Consider the following 15,102-nt stretch of genomic DNA (forward strand, 5'->3'; position numbering starts at 1 on the left):
TTGTCCACAGGCTGTGAACGCGCCGTACCAGGCCCAGTAGGCTTTGGACATGCCCGCTCAGCACTGGCCCGCGCCGACGGCCGCCATCCCCGTCAACGCCTCCGTCCGCCTGCCCGGCTCCAAGTCCGTCACCAACCGCGCGCTGCTGCTGGCCGCGCTGGCCGACGGTCCGGGCGTCGTGCGCCAGGCGCTGCGCAGCCGCGACGCCGACCTCATGGTCTCGGCCCTGCGCGCGCTGGGCGCCACGCTGACGGCCGTGCGCGAGACCACCGACGCGGTCGACTGGGAGGTGACGCCGGGCCCGGTCAGCGGCGGCGCCCGCATCGACGCCGGTCTGGCGGGCACGGTCATGCGGTTCGTCCCGCCGATGGCGGCGCTGGCCGACGGGCCGGTCTTCTTCGACGGCGACCCCTACGCCCGCAGGCGCCCGATGGGCCCGATCCTCGACGCCCTGCGCGCGCTGGGGGCACGCATCGACAACGACGCGCTGCCGTTCACGATCAGCGGGCCGCTGACCGGCGGCGAGGTCACGATCGACGCCTCCGGCTCCTCGCAGTTCGTCTCGGGGCTGATGCTGACGGCGGCGCGGTTCGAGAAGGGCGTCACGATCCGCCACGTCGGCCCGCCGGTGCCGTCCCAGCCGCACATCGAGATGACCGTGCACATGCTGCGGGAGGCCGGGGTCAGGGTCGACGACGCCGAGCGCGACGTGTGGCGGGTCGAGCCGGGCCCGATCGCGGCCAGGGACATGACGGTCGAGCCCGACCTGTCCAACGCGGCCCCCTTCCTGGCCGCCGCGCTGGTCACGGGCGGCACGGTCACCGTCCCCGGCTGGCCGCCGGAGACCACCCAGCCGGGCGACGCGCTGCGCGGCCTGCTCACCACCATGGGCGCCACGGTGACCCGCGACGGCGACGACCTGGTCGTCACCGGCACGGGCGAGGTCAAGGGCCTCGACGCCGACCTGCACGAGGTGGGCGAGCTGACCCCCACGATCGCCGCGCTGGCCGCCCTGGCCACCACGCCGAGCCGCATCCGCGGCATCGGCCACCTGCGCGGCCACGAGACCGACCGGCTGGCCGCGCTGGCCACCGAGATCAACGCACTCGGCGGTGACGTCGAGGAGACGGCCGACGGCCTGCTCATCCGCCCGCGCCCGCTGCACGGCGGCGTGTTCCACAGCTACGACGACCACCGCATGGCCACGGCTGGCGCCGTGATCGGCCTCGCGGTGCCGGGCGTCGAGGTGGAGAACATCGCGACGACCGCCAAGACGCTGCCCGAGTTCGTCCAGATGTGGGCGGCCATGCTGGAGTCCCGATGAGCGGCGTTGATCGGGCGTTTCGCGGCAGGCGGCGGGGGCAATTCGCAGGAGGGTCCGGCATGGTGAGAGGAAGCGAGCGCATGGGAGCGGACCGCTGAGAAAGCGGGAGTACGACGAGGACGACGTACGGGTCAGGCCGGGCAAGGGCTCGCGCCCGCGCACCCGCATCCGTCCCGCGCACGAGGACGCCGTGGAGGGCTTCGTGGTCGCCGTCGACCGGGGCCGCTACACGACCCTGGTCGAGCCCGAGCGCGGCCACAAACGCAAGCAGCAGCAGCGCCGGCTGGTGGTCGCCATGAAGGCCCGCGAGCTGGGCCGCAAGGGCATCGTGGTCGGCGACCGGGTGGCCCTGGTGGGCGACGTGTCGGGCCGCCCCGACACGCTGGCCAGGGTGGTCCGGGTGGAACCGCGCACCTCGATGTTGCGCCGCTCGGCCGACGACACCGACGACACCGACGGCATCGAGCGCCCGGTCGTGGCCAACGCCGACCAGCTCGTGATCGTCACCGCGCTGGCCGACCCGCCGCCCCGGCCCCGGATGATCGACCGGATCCTGGTGGCGGCGTTCGACGCCGAGATCGACGCGCTGCTCTGCCTCACCAAGTCCGACCTCGCCCCGCCGGACGAGCTGGTCGCCCTGTACGAGCCGCTGGGCGTGCCGCACATCGTGGTCCACAAGGGCGGCTCGCTCGACGAGCTGCGCGAGCATCTGGCCGGCCGCATCAGCGTGCTGGTGGGCCATTCGGGCGTGGGCAAGTCCACCCTGGTCAACGCCCTGGTGCCCGACGCCAACCGCGCGGTCTCGCACGTCAACGCGGTCACCGGCCGCGGCCGTCACACCTCCACCTCGGCCGTCGCGCTGGAGCTGCCCGAGGGCGGCTGGATCATCGACACGCCGGGGGTGCGCAGTTTCGGCCTGGCCCACGTGTCGGTCGAGACCGTGCTGGCCGCCTTCCCCGACCTGGTCGAGGGCACGGTCACCTGCCCGAAGGGCTGCACCCATCTCGGCGACGGGTGCGCGCTCGACGCCTGGGCGGCCGAGGGCAACGCCGACCCGGCCCGCCTGGAGTCGCTGCGCCGCCTGCTGTCCAGCCGCGAGGGCGCCCCCGACGAGCCGGCCGCCTGACCCCCGGCGGGTTCAGGGGCGGTTGGGGCGCAGGGTCCAGGTGACGGTCAGGCTGGTGACCAGGGTGCCGGCCGCGTCCCGCACGTCGACCAGCACGTCGAAGACCGGGCGCTCACCGGCGTCCAGCTTCGCGACGACCTCCTCCCTGGTGGCCGCCACCCGCGCCTCGGCCCGCACCTCCCCCAGGGCCACCTTCCGGAACTCGATGGTCGCCGTCGTGGGCAGCGGCACGCTCCGGCTGAGCTGGTCGCCGAACTTGGACAGCACCGCCGCCCCCGACGCCGACTCGGCCAGGGTGAACAGCGTGCCCGCGTGCGGCCCGGCCACGTGGTTGTGCAGCTCGGGCCGGTCCGGCAGCCGGCACTCCGCCCGGCCGTCCTCGACCGAGTCGAACACGATCCCCAACGTACGGGCGAATGGAACGGTTTCGAGGAGGAAGGCACCTACATCAATGGACATAGGAGACATGTTACTGGTCAGTAGGTGAAAAGGGAGTTACCAGAAAAGGGCGCCGGTGACTGATGTCCGGCACGACTGACGCGATAGCGTGGCTGACCGTGCAGGGTTACAACGACGATCTACGCCTCGCTCACGTCATGGCGGACGCCGCCGACGACCTGACCATGCGGCGGTTCAAGGCGGTCGACCTCAAGGTCGAGACCAAGCCCGACCTGACGCCGGTCAGCGACGCCGACCGCGCCGTCGAGGAGGCCATCCGCGGCACGCTGCGCCGCGCCCGGCCCCGCGACGCGGTGGTGGGCGAGGAGTTCGGCAAGACCGGGTGGGGAGCCCGGTCGTGGATCATCGACCCCATCGACGGCACCAAGAACTACGTGCGCGGCGTGCCCGTCTGGGCCACGCTGATCGCGCTCATGGAGTACGGCAAGGTCGTCGTCGGCCTGGTGTCGGCCCCCGCGCTCGGCCGGCGCTGGTGGGCGGCGACCGGCGGCGGCGCGTGGACCGGCAGGAGCCTGGCGAAGGCCACCAGGATGAACGTCTCCTCGGTCGCCAGGCTGGAGGACGCCTCCTTCTCCTACTCCAGCTTCGGCGGCTGGGAGAAGCTCGGCAAGCTGGACAACTTCCTCGACCTCGGCCGCACCTGCTGGCGCACCCGCGCATACGGCGACTTCTGGTCGCACATGATGGTCGCCGAGGGCTCGGCCGACGTGTCCGCCGAGCCGGAACTGTCCCCCTGGGACATGGCGGCCCTGACCGTGATCGTCGAGGAGGCCGGCGGCGTGTGGACCGACCTCGCCGGCGTGCGCGGGCTGGAGGGCGGCAGCCTGGTCTGCACGAACGGCGCCCTCCACGACGAGGTGCTCAACCGCCTCAACGGCACCACGATCATCTCCTGAGCCGGGGCGGCCCGCCCTCAGGCCGTCTCGAAGTCGGTGCACAACCATTGGTGTCCGTGCCGCTCCAGCCGTACGGCCAGAACGTGGCTGCGTTCACCGCAATGCACCAGCAGGCACATCTCCACGGCCCCTTCCCTGGGCTCCTTGACGTGCGGGCTCCCGACGAACGGCGGCCGCTCGGCGGAGATCATCCGGCCGGCCCTGACGAGGTCGCGGTAGGCCCGGCCGGTGAGCCGGTCGGCCACCGACTCCGGCGGACGGCGGCCGGTCAGCACCTCGGCCAGCGCCTGCCCGAGCTGACGCAGCCTGCGCTCGTCGGGCCGGGCCCCGGGCGGCCCCCAGACCAGCGGGGTCAGGGCCAGTGCGCCGTGGGTGAGGTCGTCCGCCATGCGTCCTCCAATTACTCAGGGGGAAGAAGGAAACGCCTTAATGAGTTTCCGGCCGGGGCCGCCGGATACGAAATCCGCCAACTTTACCCGGCCATCGTCCTCTTTCATCCGCTTGGGCGAAGAAAGGCTTCCCCGAGCTGGATCCCCTATTTCTTTATCGGTTGTTCACAGCGACAACACCCTGGCGACCGCATTCATCAGTGAATCGCGGTAGGAACCTCCGTACAGGACCACGTGCACCAGCAGCGGATGCAACTGGTGCAGCGGCACCCGCTCCCGCCACCCCGGCGCGAGCGGGAACTCCTCCCGGTAGGCCCCCATCACCTGATCCAGGTACGGCAGCCCGAACAGGGCGAGCATGGCCAGATCCGTCTCCCGATGCCCGCCGTGGGCCGCCGGATCCACGAGCACCCCCGTGCCGCCGGACCACAACACGTTCCCGCTCCACAGGTCCCCGTGGATGCGGGCCGGCGGCTCGGGCGGCCCGGCCACCTCGGCGAACCGTTCCACGGCCCGCTCCACCAGCGCCGCGTCCCGGGCCGGCAGCCGCGCCAGGCGCAGGAACGGCAGCACCCGCCGGGTCGCGTAGAAGGAGGGCCAGTCGCCGTCCGGCGAGTTGTCCATGGGCAGCTCGGCGATGAACCCCGGCCAGGACGCGCCGAACCCGTCGGCCCCGGCGCGATGCAGACGGGCCAGGTCGCCGCCGAACCGCACGGCCGCCGCCGCGGTGGGCGCCTCCTGCGGCACCCACGACAACACCAGCCGGTCCGGGCCCACCTCCACGACCTCGGGCACGGTGATCGCCTCACCCAGCCAGCGCAGCCCGGCGGCCTCGGAGGCGAACACGTCGGAGGCCGCGCCGAGCTTGGCGAACACCTCCCTCCCGTCCGGCAGCACGCCTCTGAGCAGCCGCCAACCGTGGGAGGAGCCGAGGTCCTCAGTCGATCTCATCGGCGATGTGCCCGGCCACGCCCTCCGAGGCCGTCTCCAGCATGGTCAGCACCTCCTCGAAGCCCTCGCGGCCACCGTAATAGGGGTCGGGCACCTCGGCACCGTCCGGCGCGCCGGCGTCGAACGAGCGGAACAGGCGCACCTCGACCCCGCCGGGGGCCAGCCGGCGCAGGTTGGCCGTGTTGTCCCGGTCCATCGCCAGCACCAGGTCGTAGCGGTCGAACCAGTCCTCGGTGAACTGCCTGGCGCGGTGGGCGGCGCCGTCGTAGCCGTGCTCGGCCAGGATGCCCAGCGCCCGCTCGTCCATCGGGTCGCCGACGTGCCAGCCGCCGGTGCCCGCGCTCTCGACGACGACCCGGCCGCCGAGCCCGTGCTCGTCCAGGGTGCGCCGGAGCACCACCTCGGCCATCGGTGAACGACAGATGTTCCCCATGCACACGAGACACACGCGATAGCTCATGGATCCCATCTTCCCTGGTCAAATTGATGGAGATGACCAGGCGCGTTCACCGAACGTTCACCCTTGTTGGGGGGTCTGAGTCACTTTGCCTGCATAACTTCATGGACGACTAAGGACCAAGTGAGGGGAACCCAACCGTGAAGTATGCAGGCCGGCTCGCCGCCGTCGCCGTCGTCGGCGCGCTCTCGCTCGCTGCGTGCGGCACAGACAACAACAGCTCGGGGAGCACGAACGGCACCACCGCCGCCAGCGCACCCGCCGCGGGCAACGACAACGGCCTGAGCGGCACCATCAACGCCGCCGGCTCCTCGGCCCAGGCCAACGCGATCGACCAGTGGAAGAAGGACTTCCAGGCCAAGAACTCGGGCGTGAGCCTGAACTACCAGCCGAGCGGTTCGGGTGCCGGTGTGCAGTCGTTCATCGCGGGCACGGTCGACTTCGCGGGTTCCGACTCCGCCCTCAAGGACGACAAGGGCGAGCCCGCCCAGGCCGACGCCCGGTGCAAGACCGGCAAGGCCATCAACATCCCGATGGTGACCGGCCCGGTCGCGGTGGTCTACAACGTCCCCGGCGTGGACGGCCTGCAGCTGTCGCCCAAGACCATCGGCGGCATCTTCGACAGCAAGATCACCAAGTGGGACGACGCGGCCATCAAGGCCGACAACCCCGACGCCAAGCTCCCGTCGACGCCGATCTCGGCCTTCCACCGCTCGGACGAGTCGGGCACCAGCGACAACTTCACCAAGTTCCTCAAGGCGACCGCCGGCTGGCCGTACGAGCCCGCCAAGGCGTGGCCCGCCGAGGCCAAGGGCCAGGGCGCCAAGGGCTCCGACCAGGTCGCGGCCAGCGTCAAGAGCACCGAGGGCTCCATCGGCTACGTCGAGCTCTCCTTCGCCGAGAACTCCCAGCTCAGCAAGGCCAAGGTCGCCAACGGCTCCGGCGAGTTCGTCGAGCTGACCGCCGACAGCGCGGCCAAGACGGTCGAGACCGCCGAGATCACCGGCACCGGCAACGACCTGAAGCTGAGCATCGACTACGCCACCAAGACCGCGGGCGCGTACCCGATCGTCCTGGTGACGTACGAGATCACCTGCGAGAAGGGCCTCGCGCCCGAGCAGGCGAAGATCGTCAAGGAGTTCCTCACCTACACCTCCAGCGACGAGGGCCAGGCCGCGCTGAAGGAGCTCGGCTACGCCCCGCTCGCGGGCGAGCTGCTCACCAAGGTCCGCACCGCCGTCGGCGCGATCTCCTAGCAGAACATGACGACCAACGTTCGTACCCGTGGGGGCGGGCCGGCCACGGGCCGGTCCGCCTCGCGGCGCAGCCATGGTGAAGGCCCCTTCAAGTTCGTCTCCACCGGTGCCGGCGTCCTGCTGCTGGGGATCATGGCGGCCATCGCCGTCTTCCTCATCAGCGAGGCCGTCCCGGCCCTGCAGGCGAACAAGGGCAACCTCTTCACCGACCTGATCTGGGAGCCCAACGGCAGCCAGGTGTTCGGCATCGGCGCGCTGGCCTTCGGCACCGTCCTCAGCTCGGCGATCGCGCTGGTCATCGCCACCCCCATCGCGGTGGGCGTGGCGCTGTTCATCTCCCACTACGCGCCCCGCCGCCTGGCCGGGCCGCTCGGCTACCTGGTCGACCTGCTGGCCGCCGTGCCCAGCGTCGTCTACGGCCTGTGGGGCGTGACGTTCCTGGTGCCGCTGCTGCGCACGCCGTCGCAGTGGCTCAACGAGAACCTCGGCTGGTTCCCGCTGTTCTCCGGCGAAGGGGCCATCGGCGGCAAGACCATGCTCGCCGGCGGCATCGTCCTGGCGATCATGATCCTGCCGATCATCGCGGCCATCTCGCGCGAGGTCTTCCTCCAGGCCCCGAAGATGAACGAGGAGGCGGCCCTGGCGCTCGGCGCCACCCGCTGGGAAATGATCAGAATGGCCGTGCTGCCGTTCGGCCGCCCGGGCGTCATCAGCGCCGCCATGCTCGGCCTCGGCCGCGCGATGGGCGAGACCATCGCGGTCGCGCTGATCTTCCCCGCCACCTTCGACATCAGCTTCGAGATCCTCACCCCGCACGCCAACAGCATCGCGGCCAACATCGCCAACGGCTTCGGCGAGGCCACGCAGGTCGGCCGAGGTGCGCTGATCGCCTCCGGTCTGGTGCTGTTCGTCATCACGCTGCTGGTCAACATGGGCGCACGCATGGTGATCAACCGGCGCAAGGAGTTCAGGGCGGTAGGGGCATGACCATCCAGCACATCTCAACCGGCCGCCGGATCAAGGACAGGTTCGTCCAGGGGCTGGTCTATCTGGCGTTCGCGCTGGCCGTGGTGCCGCTCATCTCGGTCCTCTGGCTGGTGATCTCGAACGGCCTGCCCCGCTTCGACCTGGAGTTCCTCACCCACTCGATGCGGAACATCGGCGCCCGCGACGTCGGCGGCGGCGCCTACCACGCCATCATCGGCACGCTGGAGCAGGTCCTGCTGGCCTCGCTCATCTCGGTCCCGATCGGCCTGTTCACCGCCATCTACCTGGTCGAGTACGGCCACGGCGGCCGGCTGAGCCGGGCCATCAGCTTCTTCGTGGACGTCATGACCGGCGTCCCTTCAGTCGTTTCCGGCCTGTTCATCCTCGCCTTCTGGGTGCTCTTCCTGGGCAACCCGTTCTCCGGGTTCGCCGGCGCGCTCGCGCTGTCGATCCTGATGATGCCGACCGTGGTCAGATCGGCCGAGGAGATGCTCCGGCTGGTGCCCAACGACCTGCGGGAGGCGTCGTACGCGCTGGGCGTGGCCAAGTGGCGCACGATCCTGAAGGTCGTGCTGCCGACCGCGTTCACCGGCATCGTCACCGGCGTCATGCTGGCCGTCGCCCGCGTGGCCGGCGAGACCGCGCCGCTGCTGCTCACGGTGTTCTTCACCGACTCCATCAACAACGATCCGTTCAGCGGGCCGCAGATGGGCCTTCCTCTCTTCGTCTTCGACCAGGCGGCCCGTCCCAACGACACCGCCATCGACCGCGCCTGGGCCGGAGCCCTCACGCTGATCCTGATCGTCATGCTGCTCAACCTGGTGGCGCGCCTGATCGCCTGGTGGCGCAGGCCCGCCAGGGGCCGATAGGGGGTAACCGCCACAATGTCCAAGCAGATCCAGGTCTCGGGCCTCGACGCGTACTACGGGTCGCACAAGGCGATCGAAGACGTGTCGATGACCATCGAGCCGCGCTCGATCACCGCGTTCATCGGCCCGTCCGGATGCGGCAAGTCGACGTTCCTGCGCACGCTCAACCGCATGCACGAGGTGATCCCCGGCGCCCGCGTCGAGGGCAAGGTCCTGCTCGACGGCGAGGACCTGTACGCCCCCACCGTCGAGCCCGTCTCGGTCCGCCGGATGGTCGGCATGGTCTTCCAGCGCCCCAACCCGTTCCCCACGATGTCGATCTACGAGAACGTGGCCGCCGGGCTCCGCCTCAACGGCCGGGTCGGCAAGTCCACCCTCGACGGCATCGTGGAGCATTCGCTGAAGGGCGCCAACCTCTGGAACGAGGTCAAGGACCGACTGAACAAGCCCGGCGCCGGCCTGTCCGGCGGTCAGCAGCAGCGCCTGTGCATCGCCCGCGCCATCGCGGTCAAGCCGCAGGTCCTGCTCATGGACGAGCCGTGCTCGGCGCTCGACCCGATCTCGACGCTGGCCATCGAGGACCTGATGGCCCAGCTCAAGGAAGAGTTCACGATCGTGATCGTGACCCACAACATGCAGCAGGCCGCCCGCGTCAGCGACCGGACCGCGTTCTTCAACCTGGCCGCCCAGGGCAAGCCCGGCAAGGTCATCGAGATGGACGAGACCTCCCGCATGTTCACCAACCCCTCGGAGAAGGCGACAGAGGACTACATCACGGGACGCTTCGGCTGATGACCCCACAGCAGGCGGCATCCACGATGAACGGGGACACGCGGACCAAGCCCGTACTGCTCATCGCCGACCCCGACGAAGGCGTCGTCGAAGACCTGGCCACGGCGCTGGAACGCGAGGGCGTGGCCGTCACCGGCGCGCCGGACGGCGCCCAAGGGCTGCTGCAGGCCGGGGCGCTGCAGCCGGACGTGGTGCTCGTGTCGGCCACGCTCCCGGTCATCGACGCGGTGGAGTTCGTCCGCGCGGTACGGCTCGCACGAGCCGTACCGGTCCTGCTCGGCGTCGGCGAGGGCAACGCCGAGCAGGCCGTACGCGCGCTCGCGGCGGGGGCGGCGGCCTGCGTCGCCCGGCCGTACCGGGTGCCGGAACTGCTGCCCTTCATCCAGGCGGCCTCCCCCGAGTCCCGCAAGGTGCTGGCCGTCGGCGCCGTCGAGCTGGACGTCCAGGCGTATCAGGTACGCGTCGACGGCCGCGCGGTGCACCTGCCGCTGCGCGAGTTCGAGCTGCTGCAGTACCTGATGCGCAACGCCGACCGCACGGTCACCCGCGAGCAGATCATGCGGCACGTGTGGCACGCCGCCGCGACCACCTCGACGAACACCATCGCGGTGCACGTCAAACGCCTCCGGGCGCGCCTGGGCGACAACGACGACCGGCTCATTCAGACCGTTCGCGGCGTCGGCTACCGGCTGGTCACGCCGCGCAGCTCCGGAAGCCGCGCCTGATCCGTTCGGCGACGCCGCCCCCCACCTCGGCGAGGACGGCGACCGCGTAGTCGTGCCCGCGGCCCCGGACACCAGCGCCTTCATCAGGCGAACGTGGTCATCCACTGCGCCTCCCGCCGGCCTCGATGAATCCCGCCGCGCCGCCATCAGGATCTGGACCTTGGCCGTGCCGGCGGTGATCAGCCGTTCGCCAAACGTTCTCGCGCCGCCCGTGATCACGCCGTGAATTATCACGAAGAATGACGACAGACCGCCAGGAGTGGCTGGAAATCATCTTCACCTACTCCACCTTGCGCGAAGACTCCGACCACCCCCCAGACTGGCGATGTGACCACTGGTACGATTCCCCTCTTTCGGGGTTTCCCAGCACTCTCGGGGCAAAAGTGACAACGGGGCCGACTTATCCGCAGTATCAGGGGCAACAGCAGCAACAGTGGCCGGGCATGCAGCCGCCGCCACCACCACCTCCCACTCCTCTTCCTCCTCCCAGGCGCAGGACCGGCTTCTGGGTCACCATGGGCATCGTCTCGCTCGTGGCGGCGATCGCCGTGGGCGCCGGGGTCGGCTTCGTCCTGCGGGGGCGCATAGGCGGCGTCCAGGACCCGCTGCGGCAGGAGGCGTCGGGCAAGAGCGACCCGAACGCCGTGGTCGTCACCGACCAGGAGATCAACAAGCTGGTCTACGAGCACGGCAAGGCCCTGAGCAGCGGCAACGCCGACGCGTTCACCTCCATCTTCGACAAGGGCAACGCGGCGCTCATCCGCGACCAGCGCAAGGTGTTCACGAACCTGCGCAAGGTGCCGCTCAGCGAGGCGTCGTACAAGGTGATGCGCCGCGAGGGCCGCGCCGAGGACAGCTTCGGGCGGGCCCTGAAGTTCACGCAGGACGTCGCGTTCGTCCACCGGTTCGCCGGCATCGACCTGCGGCCGGTCTCGGAGTGGTACCGCTGGACGCTGGAGAAGGCGTCCAAGGACGCGCCGCTGGTCGTCACCAAGGTGGACGGCGCGCCGCCGCCGATGGTGAGCGAAGGCTCCAAGTCCGTGTACTACCCGGGCCCGTGGGACATCTGGCCGGACATCGCCGTGGTCCGCGCGGGGGCCAGCGTCGTCCTGGCCCGTCCCCAGGACGCGGCCATGGCCAGGCGCGTCGCCCCGGTGGTCGCCGGCGCGGCGAAGAAGAACCTGGACTTCTGGAAGCGCAACGGCGACCCGTCCGCGCCCGTACCGGCCGGATTCGTGGTCGCGCTGGTGGAGGGACAGAACCAGCTCGGCAACCTGTTCCGCAAGGAGAAGGCGCACGAAGCGGGCGTGTCCATCCCCATGCTCGCCTGGAACTCGCTGGGCGACGACGTGAAGGTCGGCGGCACGCGAGTCGTCATGGACACCACCTCAAGCTTCTTCCGGTCCTCCGGCGGCATCCTGGAGATCAGCACGCACGAGCTGGCCCACTCCCTCCTGGCCGGCCTGGACAGCGCCGACTTCTCCCTCTTCGGCAAGCCGAACTGGGTCATCGAGGGCTTCGCCGAGTACGCCGCCAACCGCGGCCGGCCGCTCAACCAGAACATCCGCGTCCAGGAAGGCCGCGCGTACGTGGCCGGGCGCCTCAGCACGCCCTTCTCCGGCCATCTCCCTGACAACCCGTCCTGGGACTCCAACGGCATGACGAACGTGCACTATCTGATGGGACACCTCGCCATGCGCTACATCGCCCAGAAGTACGGCGAGCAGAAGCTGACCACCGCCGTGGTCGCGTCCTACCGGGCCAAGGGCGACGAGGGCGAGACGGCACTGTTCAAGGTGCTGGGCGTGAGCAAGGCGGACTTCGAACGGCAGTGGACGTCGTACGTCCGCGGGCAGCTGGCCTGAACGGGGAACCAACCATGACCGACCACTCCAACACCCCACCCGGCCCGTACGGCCACCAACCCCCCAACCCGTACGGCCAGCCGGCGTCCACTCCCGGCTCCTACCCCCCGCCCTCCCAGCCGTGGCCCCAGAGCCCCGCCGCATATCCCCCACAAGGGACGCCCCCGACCGCCTACCCACCCGCAGGCCACCCACAACCGACCGCGGGCCCGACCTCCTACGCCCCCACCGGGGCGCCTTCCTACCCTCAGTCCCCGACGGGCTATCCCCCGCCCCCGACGGGCGCGGCTCCCTACCCGCCACCGACGGGCAACCCAGCCGCATACCCACCGAACTCCCCCTCGCCCGGCGCTCCCTCGCCATACGGACAACGCCTGCAGCCTCCCGCGAACGGCGGCTACCCCGCGCCCACGCACCCCCAGCAGAGCCCCCGCCCCAAGTGGAAGACCGCCCTGCTCGCCACCGGCGCGGCCGTGGTCCTCCTCTCCGTCAGCACGGGCACCGCCTGGTTCGTCGCCACCACGGGAACCACCAGCGGGGGCATCACCGCGTTCGGCGGCGGGGACAGCGCAGGTGAATGGGACGTCCCCCTCCCCAACGCCGGAAGCTGGGACTTCACCACCGCCCTGGCCTTCGGCAGCTGGCTGACCGACAAGGTCGTCATCCGCGCCCAGAAGGACGGCGTCCTGGCCTACGACCTCACCTCCGGGAAACGCGCCTGGGGCATCCCCTCACCGGGCGCCCAGCTCTGCGGCGCCACCCCGGACCTGTCACAGGGCAAGGCCGCCATCGCGTACGGCAGCAACACCTCGTGCGACCACCTGGCCGGCATCGACACCACCACGGGCAAACTCACCTGGAAGATCAAGATTCCGGCCGAGAAGTCCACCCTCGCGAACTCCATCAACGTCCCCCGCATCATGAGCGCCGACGGCGTGGCCGTCACCGAGCTGAACGACTCGGTCACCGCCTACCGCCTCTCCGACGGCCGCAAGGCGTGGAGCGCCACCACCTCCCGCGACGACGGCTGCCATATCAAGGACATCAACACCGCCCCCACCCGGGTCGCCGTGATCCTCGACTGCACCTTCAGAGGCGGCACCCGCCTCCAGTACATCGACCCGGGAACCGGAAAGATCACCAAGCAGGCCCCCCTCGGCCAGCTCGGCCTGATGAGCAGCCTCCTGTCGGCCTCCCCCGCCATCATCCGCAACGAGTCCGGCGGCCAGAACAGCTTCACCGTCTACTCCGACACCGCCACCAAGGTGACCGAGATCAAGACCGCGGAGGTGGACATGCTCGCCATGAACACCGTGGCCTTCGTCAGCGGCCTGTACGAACAACGCCGCTACACCATCCACGGCGACCGCCTCTACCTGGCCTCGTTCCCGGAGAACGTCCCGCAGAGCATGCGCTCCCGCAACAAGGCCCTGGCCTTCGACCTGAAGACCGGCAAGCAACTGTGGGAATCCTCCGGCACCCACGACACGATCCTCACCTACATCCGTGCCGACGATAAGGGCCTGCTGGCCGTGGAAACGGGCGACCGCCGCGACCTGGCCCCCCGCCTCATCCGCCTGGACGCCGCCACCGGCAAGGTGACCGAACTGGCCACCCTCCCCCAGAAGTACGGCACGGAAGCCGAAAAGGCCCACGTCTTCGAACGCAACGGCGCAGTGATCACCGTCCCCTGGACCTCCGTAGCCACCAAGTACGCCGTCACCTACGTCAACACAAAGTCCGACTGACCTCCAACGCAGAAGGGCCCCACGCATCACGCGTGAGGCCCTTCTCCCATATCCAGCAACCCCACATGCCCCCCGCTAGAACCCCCGCCGCCCTACCGAGCCTCTCTGCCGCAAGCAGGTGGTGGAAGAGCCACGTTGTCAGGCGCAGGGCTTCGGACAGGCCCGGGTTGTGAAGGCTTTGAAACGGGCCCGGTGGTGGGGCAGTGCGCTGCTGTGTGAAGGTCTCTGATCGGGAGGGCGATGCAGGGTGGGGTTCGCCTTCTCATGGAGGGCGCGGTTGTGATGCTCGTGAGGGGCGCTACTGGAGGGTGGAGGCGCCTGGGTGTGGTTGAGCGGAGCCCCAGGGAGGTGTCCTTGGGGGCTGGGGCAAGAGGGTGGGGGAACTGAGGGTGTGGGCTGGTTCCCTGGGTGTGTGGGGTGTCGGTTTCAGTGGGAGGCGATCGTCGGCTGTCTGCCCCCGTCAACCGGACCGTTCGCTGCCCGCCTCTAACGAGCCGGTGACGCCGCTCTCAATGGCCTGCCGCTCCGACACCATCCCAGCCGTCGCCTCTCAAATGCCGACGGCCCGGCGCGCAGCACCCGCCGCCACGCCCATTGCCCTACACCTGCCGCCCGCCAGGGGACCCGCAATCGTGCTCGCCAGCTGTTTCACCCGGCGCATCCCGCAGTCCCCATCGCACGGCCTCGCCCCATCACGCACCCGAAGCCCCGGCCCACCCAGCACCGGCCCGCACCCTCGCGAGTGCCCACCCTGCCGGCCCACACCTCACGCCACCCCGAGCGCAGCACCAGCCGCGACATCCCGGAGCGCGGCCAGCCACACCACCACGCCCATATGCCCTCGAAGAGAACCAGGCGCGTGGAGAATGCTCCAGAAATGCAGAAAGGGCCCCGACCTAAGTCGGAGCCCTTTCAAAAGATTGTCCGGCGGTGACCTACTCTCCCACACCCTCCCGAGTGCAGTACCATCGGCGCAGAGAAGCTTAACTTCCGGGTTCGGAATGTAACCGGGTGTTTCCTTCCCGCCATAACCGCCGTAACCCTATGAAACTGTCAAACGAACAACGCCGTTTGCTGTCTCAGAATTGCCTAGTGGACGCGAGCAAAATGCTTTGAGGTCAAGTCCTCGGCCTATTAGTACCGATCAGCTCCACACATTACTGTGCTTCCACCTCCGGCCTATCAACCCGGTCGTCTACCGGGAGCCTTACCCACTCACGTGGTGGGAGACCTCATCTCAAGGCGAGCTTCCCGCTTA

14 protein-coding genes and 2 rRNA genes are annotated in these 15,102 nt (G+C 69.8%); 10 read left to right on the top strand and 6 right to left on the bottom strand.

Features of this window, described 5'->3' with window-relative positions; translation table 11 throughout:
- Nucleotides 1-49 precede the first annotated feature (49 nt).
- The gene (gene aroA, locus AB0J97_RS07140; RefSeq protein WP_364085593.1) at nt 50-1,324 is read left to right on the top strand and encodes a 3-phosphoshikimate 1-carboxyvinyltransferase; all 1,275 of its coding nucleotides are present in this window, start codon (nt 50-52) and stop codon (nt 1,322-1,324) included.
- A gap of 94 nt (nt 1,325-1,418) precedes the next feature.
- Nucleotides 1,419-2,450 (top strand): ribosome small subunit-dependent GTPase A, encoded by a 1,032-nt coding sequence (gene rsgA, locus AB0J97_RS07145; RefSeq protein WP_357697764.1) that lies wholly within the window; start codon nt 1,419-1,421, stop codon nt 2,448-2,450.
- Between the two features lie 12 nt (nt 2,451-2,462).
- On the opposite strand, the gene AB0J97_RS07150 is transcribed toward rsgA, so the two are convergent.
- The gene (locus AB0J97_RS07150) at nt 2,463-2,918 is read right to left on the bottom strand and encodes a DUF4442 domain-containing protein (protein WP_364085596.1); all 456 of its coding nucleotides are present in this window, start codon (nt 2,916-2,918) and stop codon (nt 2,463-2,465) included.
- 89 nt (nt 2,919-3,007) lie between these two features.
- Here AB0J97_RS07150 and hisN point away from each other — a divergent pair, with 89 nt between their 5' ends.
- Entirely contained in the window at nt 3,008-3,805 is a 798-nt protein-coding gene (gene hisN / locus AB0J97_RS07155; RefSeq protein ID WP_364085662.1) for a histidinol-phosphatase, read from the top strand.
- Between the two features lie 17 nt (nt 3,806-3,822).
- Here the strand turns inward: hisN and AB0J97_RS07160 are convergent, their stop codons facing one another.
- The 3 genes from AB0J97_RS07160 to AB0J97_RS07170 all read right to left on the bottom strand — a co-directional run bounded on the left by AB0J97_RS07160 (nt 3,823) and on the right by AB0J97_RS07170 (nt 5,605).
- A complete protein-coding gene (locus AB0J97_RS07160) occupies nt 3,823-4,194 on the bottom strand; it encodes an Rv3235 family protein (protein ID WP_357697256.1) in 372 nt (123 codons plus the stop codon).
- Between the two features lie 165 nt (nt 4,195-4,359).
- On the bottom strand, nt 4,360-5,145 hold the full coding sequence (locus AB0J97_RS07165) for a fructosamine kinase family protein (RefSeq protein ID WP_364085603.1): 786 nt from the start codon (nt 5,143-5,145) through the stop codon (nt 4,360-4,362).
- Nucleotides 5,132-5,605 carry a low molecular weight protein-tyrosine-phosphatase gene (locus AB0J97_RS07170; RefSeq protein ID WP_364085607.1) on the bottom strand — a complete coding sequence of 158 codons (474 nt, stop codon included), beginning with the start codon at nt 5,603-5,605 and terminating at the stop codon, nt 5,132-5,134. Before AB0J97_RS07170 ends, AB0J97_RS07165 begins: the two co-directional genes overlap by 14 nt.
- Before the next feature lie 137 nt (nt 5,606-5,742).
- Here AB0J97_RS07170 and pstS point away from each other — a divergent pair, with 137 nt between their 5' ends.
- From pstS to AB0J97_RS07205, 7 genes are all read left to right on the top strand, one after another.
- The gene (pstS, locus tag AB0J97_RS07175) at nt 5,743-6,858 is read left to right on the top strand and encodes a phosphate ABC transporter substrate-binding protein PstS (protein WP_357697250.1); all 1,116 of its coding nucleotides are present in this window, start codon (nt 5,743-5,745) and stop codon (nt 6,856-6,858) included.
- A gap of 6 nt (nt 6,859-6,864) precedes the next feature.
- The gene (gene pstC / locus AB0J97_RS07180; protein WP_364085612.1) at nt 6,865-7,845 is read left to right on the top strand and encodes a phosphate ABC transporter permease subunit PstC; all 981 of its coding nucleotides are present in this window, start codon (nt 6,865-6,867) and stop codon (nt 7,843-7,845) included.
- On the top strand, nt 7,842-8,714 hold the full coding sequence (gene pstA / locus AB0J97_RS07185; RefSeq protein ID WP_364085615.1) for a phosphate ABC transporter permease PstA: 873 nt from the start codon (nt 7,842-7,844) through the stop codon (nt 8,712-8,714). Before pstC ends, pstA begins: the two co-directional genes overlap by 4 nt.
- A 15-nt stretch (nt 8,715-8,729) precedes the next feature.
- Nucleotides 8,730-9,506: a phosphate ABC transporter ATP-binding protein PstB gene (pstB, locus tag AB0J97_RS07190; protein WP_364085618.1), complete on the top strand. Its 777-nt coding sequence runs from the start codon at nt 8,730-8,732 to the stop codon at nt 9,504-9,506.
- Nucleotides 9,506-10,231 carry a response regulator transcription factor gene (locus tag AB0J97_RS07195; protein ID WP_364085622.1) on the top strand — a complete coding sequence of 242 codons (726 nt, stop codon included), beginning with the start codon at nt 9,506-9,508 and terminating at the stop codon, nt 10,229-10,231. Before pstB ends, AB0J97_RS07195 begins: the two co-directional genes overlap by 1 nt.
- 443 nt (nt 10,232-10,674) lie before the next feature.
- Entirely contained in the window at nt 10,675-12,096 is a 1,422-nt protein-coding gene (locus tag AB0J97_RS07200; protein ID WP_364085627.1) for a hypothetical protein, read from the top strand.
- A 473-nt stretch (nt 12,097-12,569) separates the two neighbouring features.
- The gene (locus tag AB0J97_RS07205; RefSeq protein ID WP_364085631.1) at nt 12,570-13,844 is read left to right on the top strand and encodes a PQQ-binding-like beta-propeller repeat protein; all 1,275 of its coding nucleotides are present in this window, start codon (nt 12,570-12,572) and stop codon (nt 13,842-13,844) included.
- Nucleotides 13,845-14,766: 922 nt separating this feature from the next.
- On the opposite strand, the gene rrf is transcribed toward AB0J97_RS07205, so the two are convergent.
- A 5S ribosomal RNA gene (rrf, locus tag AB0J97_RS07210) occupies nt 14,767-14,883 on the bottom strand.
- A 75-nt stretch (nt 14,884-14,958) separates the two neighbouring features.
- Nucleotides 14,959-15,102, bottom strand: a 23S ribosomal RNA gene (locus AB0J97_RS07215); the annotation flags it as partial.

This window comes from Nonomuraea sp. NPDC049607 (genome assembly GCF_040675375.1).
Lineage (GTDB): Bacteria > Actinomycetota > Actinomycetes > Streptosporangiales > Streptosporangiaceae > Nonomuraea.

Coding starts and splice junctions, on each gene's coding strand:
- aroA (WP_364085593.1), top strand. CDS start 50: ATGCCCGCTCAGCACTGGCCCGCGCCGACGGCCGCCATCCCCGTCAAC.
- AB0J97_RS07150 (WP_364085596.1), bottom strand. CDS start 2,918: ATGTCTCCTATGTCCATTGATGTAGGTGCCTTCCTCCTCGAAACCGTT.
- AB0J97_RS07160 (WP_357697256.1), bottom strand. CDS start 4,194: ATGGCGGACGACCTCACCCACGGCGCACTGGCCCTGACCCCGCTGGTC.
- AB0J97_RS07165 (WP_364085603.1), bottom strand. CDS start 5,145: ATGAGATCGACTGAGGACCTCGGCTCCTCCCACGGTTGGCGGCTGCTC.
- AB0J97_RS07170 (WP_364085607.1), bottom strand. CDS start 5,605: ATGAGCTATCGCGTGTGTCTCGTGTGCATGGGGAACATCTGTCGTTCA.
- pstC (WP_364085612.1), top strand. CDS start 6,865: ATGACGACCAACGTTCGTACCCGTGGGGGCGGGCCGGCCACGGGCCGG.
- pstA (WP_364085615.1), top strand. CDS start 7,842: ATGACCATCCAGCACATCTCAACCGGCCGCCGGATCAAGGACAGGTTC.
- pstB (WP_364085618.1), top strand. CDS start 8,730: ATGTCCAAGCAGATCCAGGTCTCGGGCCTCGACGCGTACTACGGGTCG.
- AB0J97_RS07195 (WP_364085622.1), top strand. CDS start 9,506: ATGACCCCACAGCAGGCGGCATCCACGATGAACGGGGACACGCGGACC.
- AB0J97_RS07200 (WP_364085627.1), top strand. CDS start 10,675: ATGCAGCCGCCGCCACCACCACCTCCCACTCCTCTTCCTCCTCCCAGG.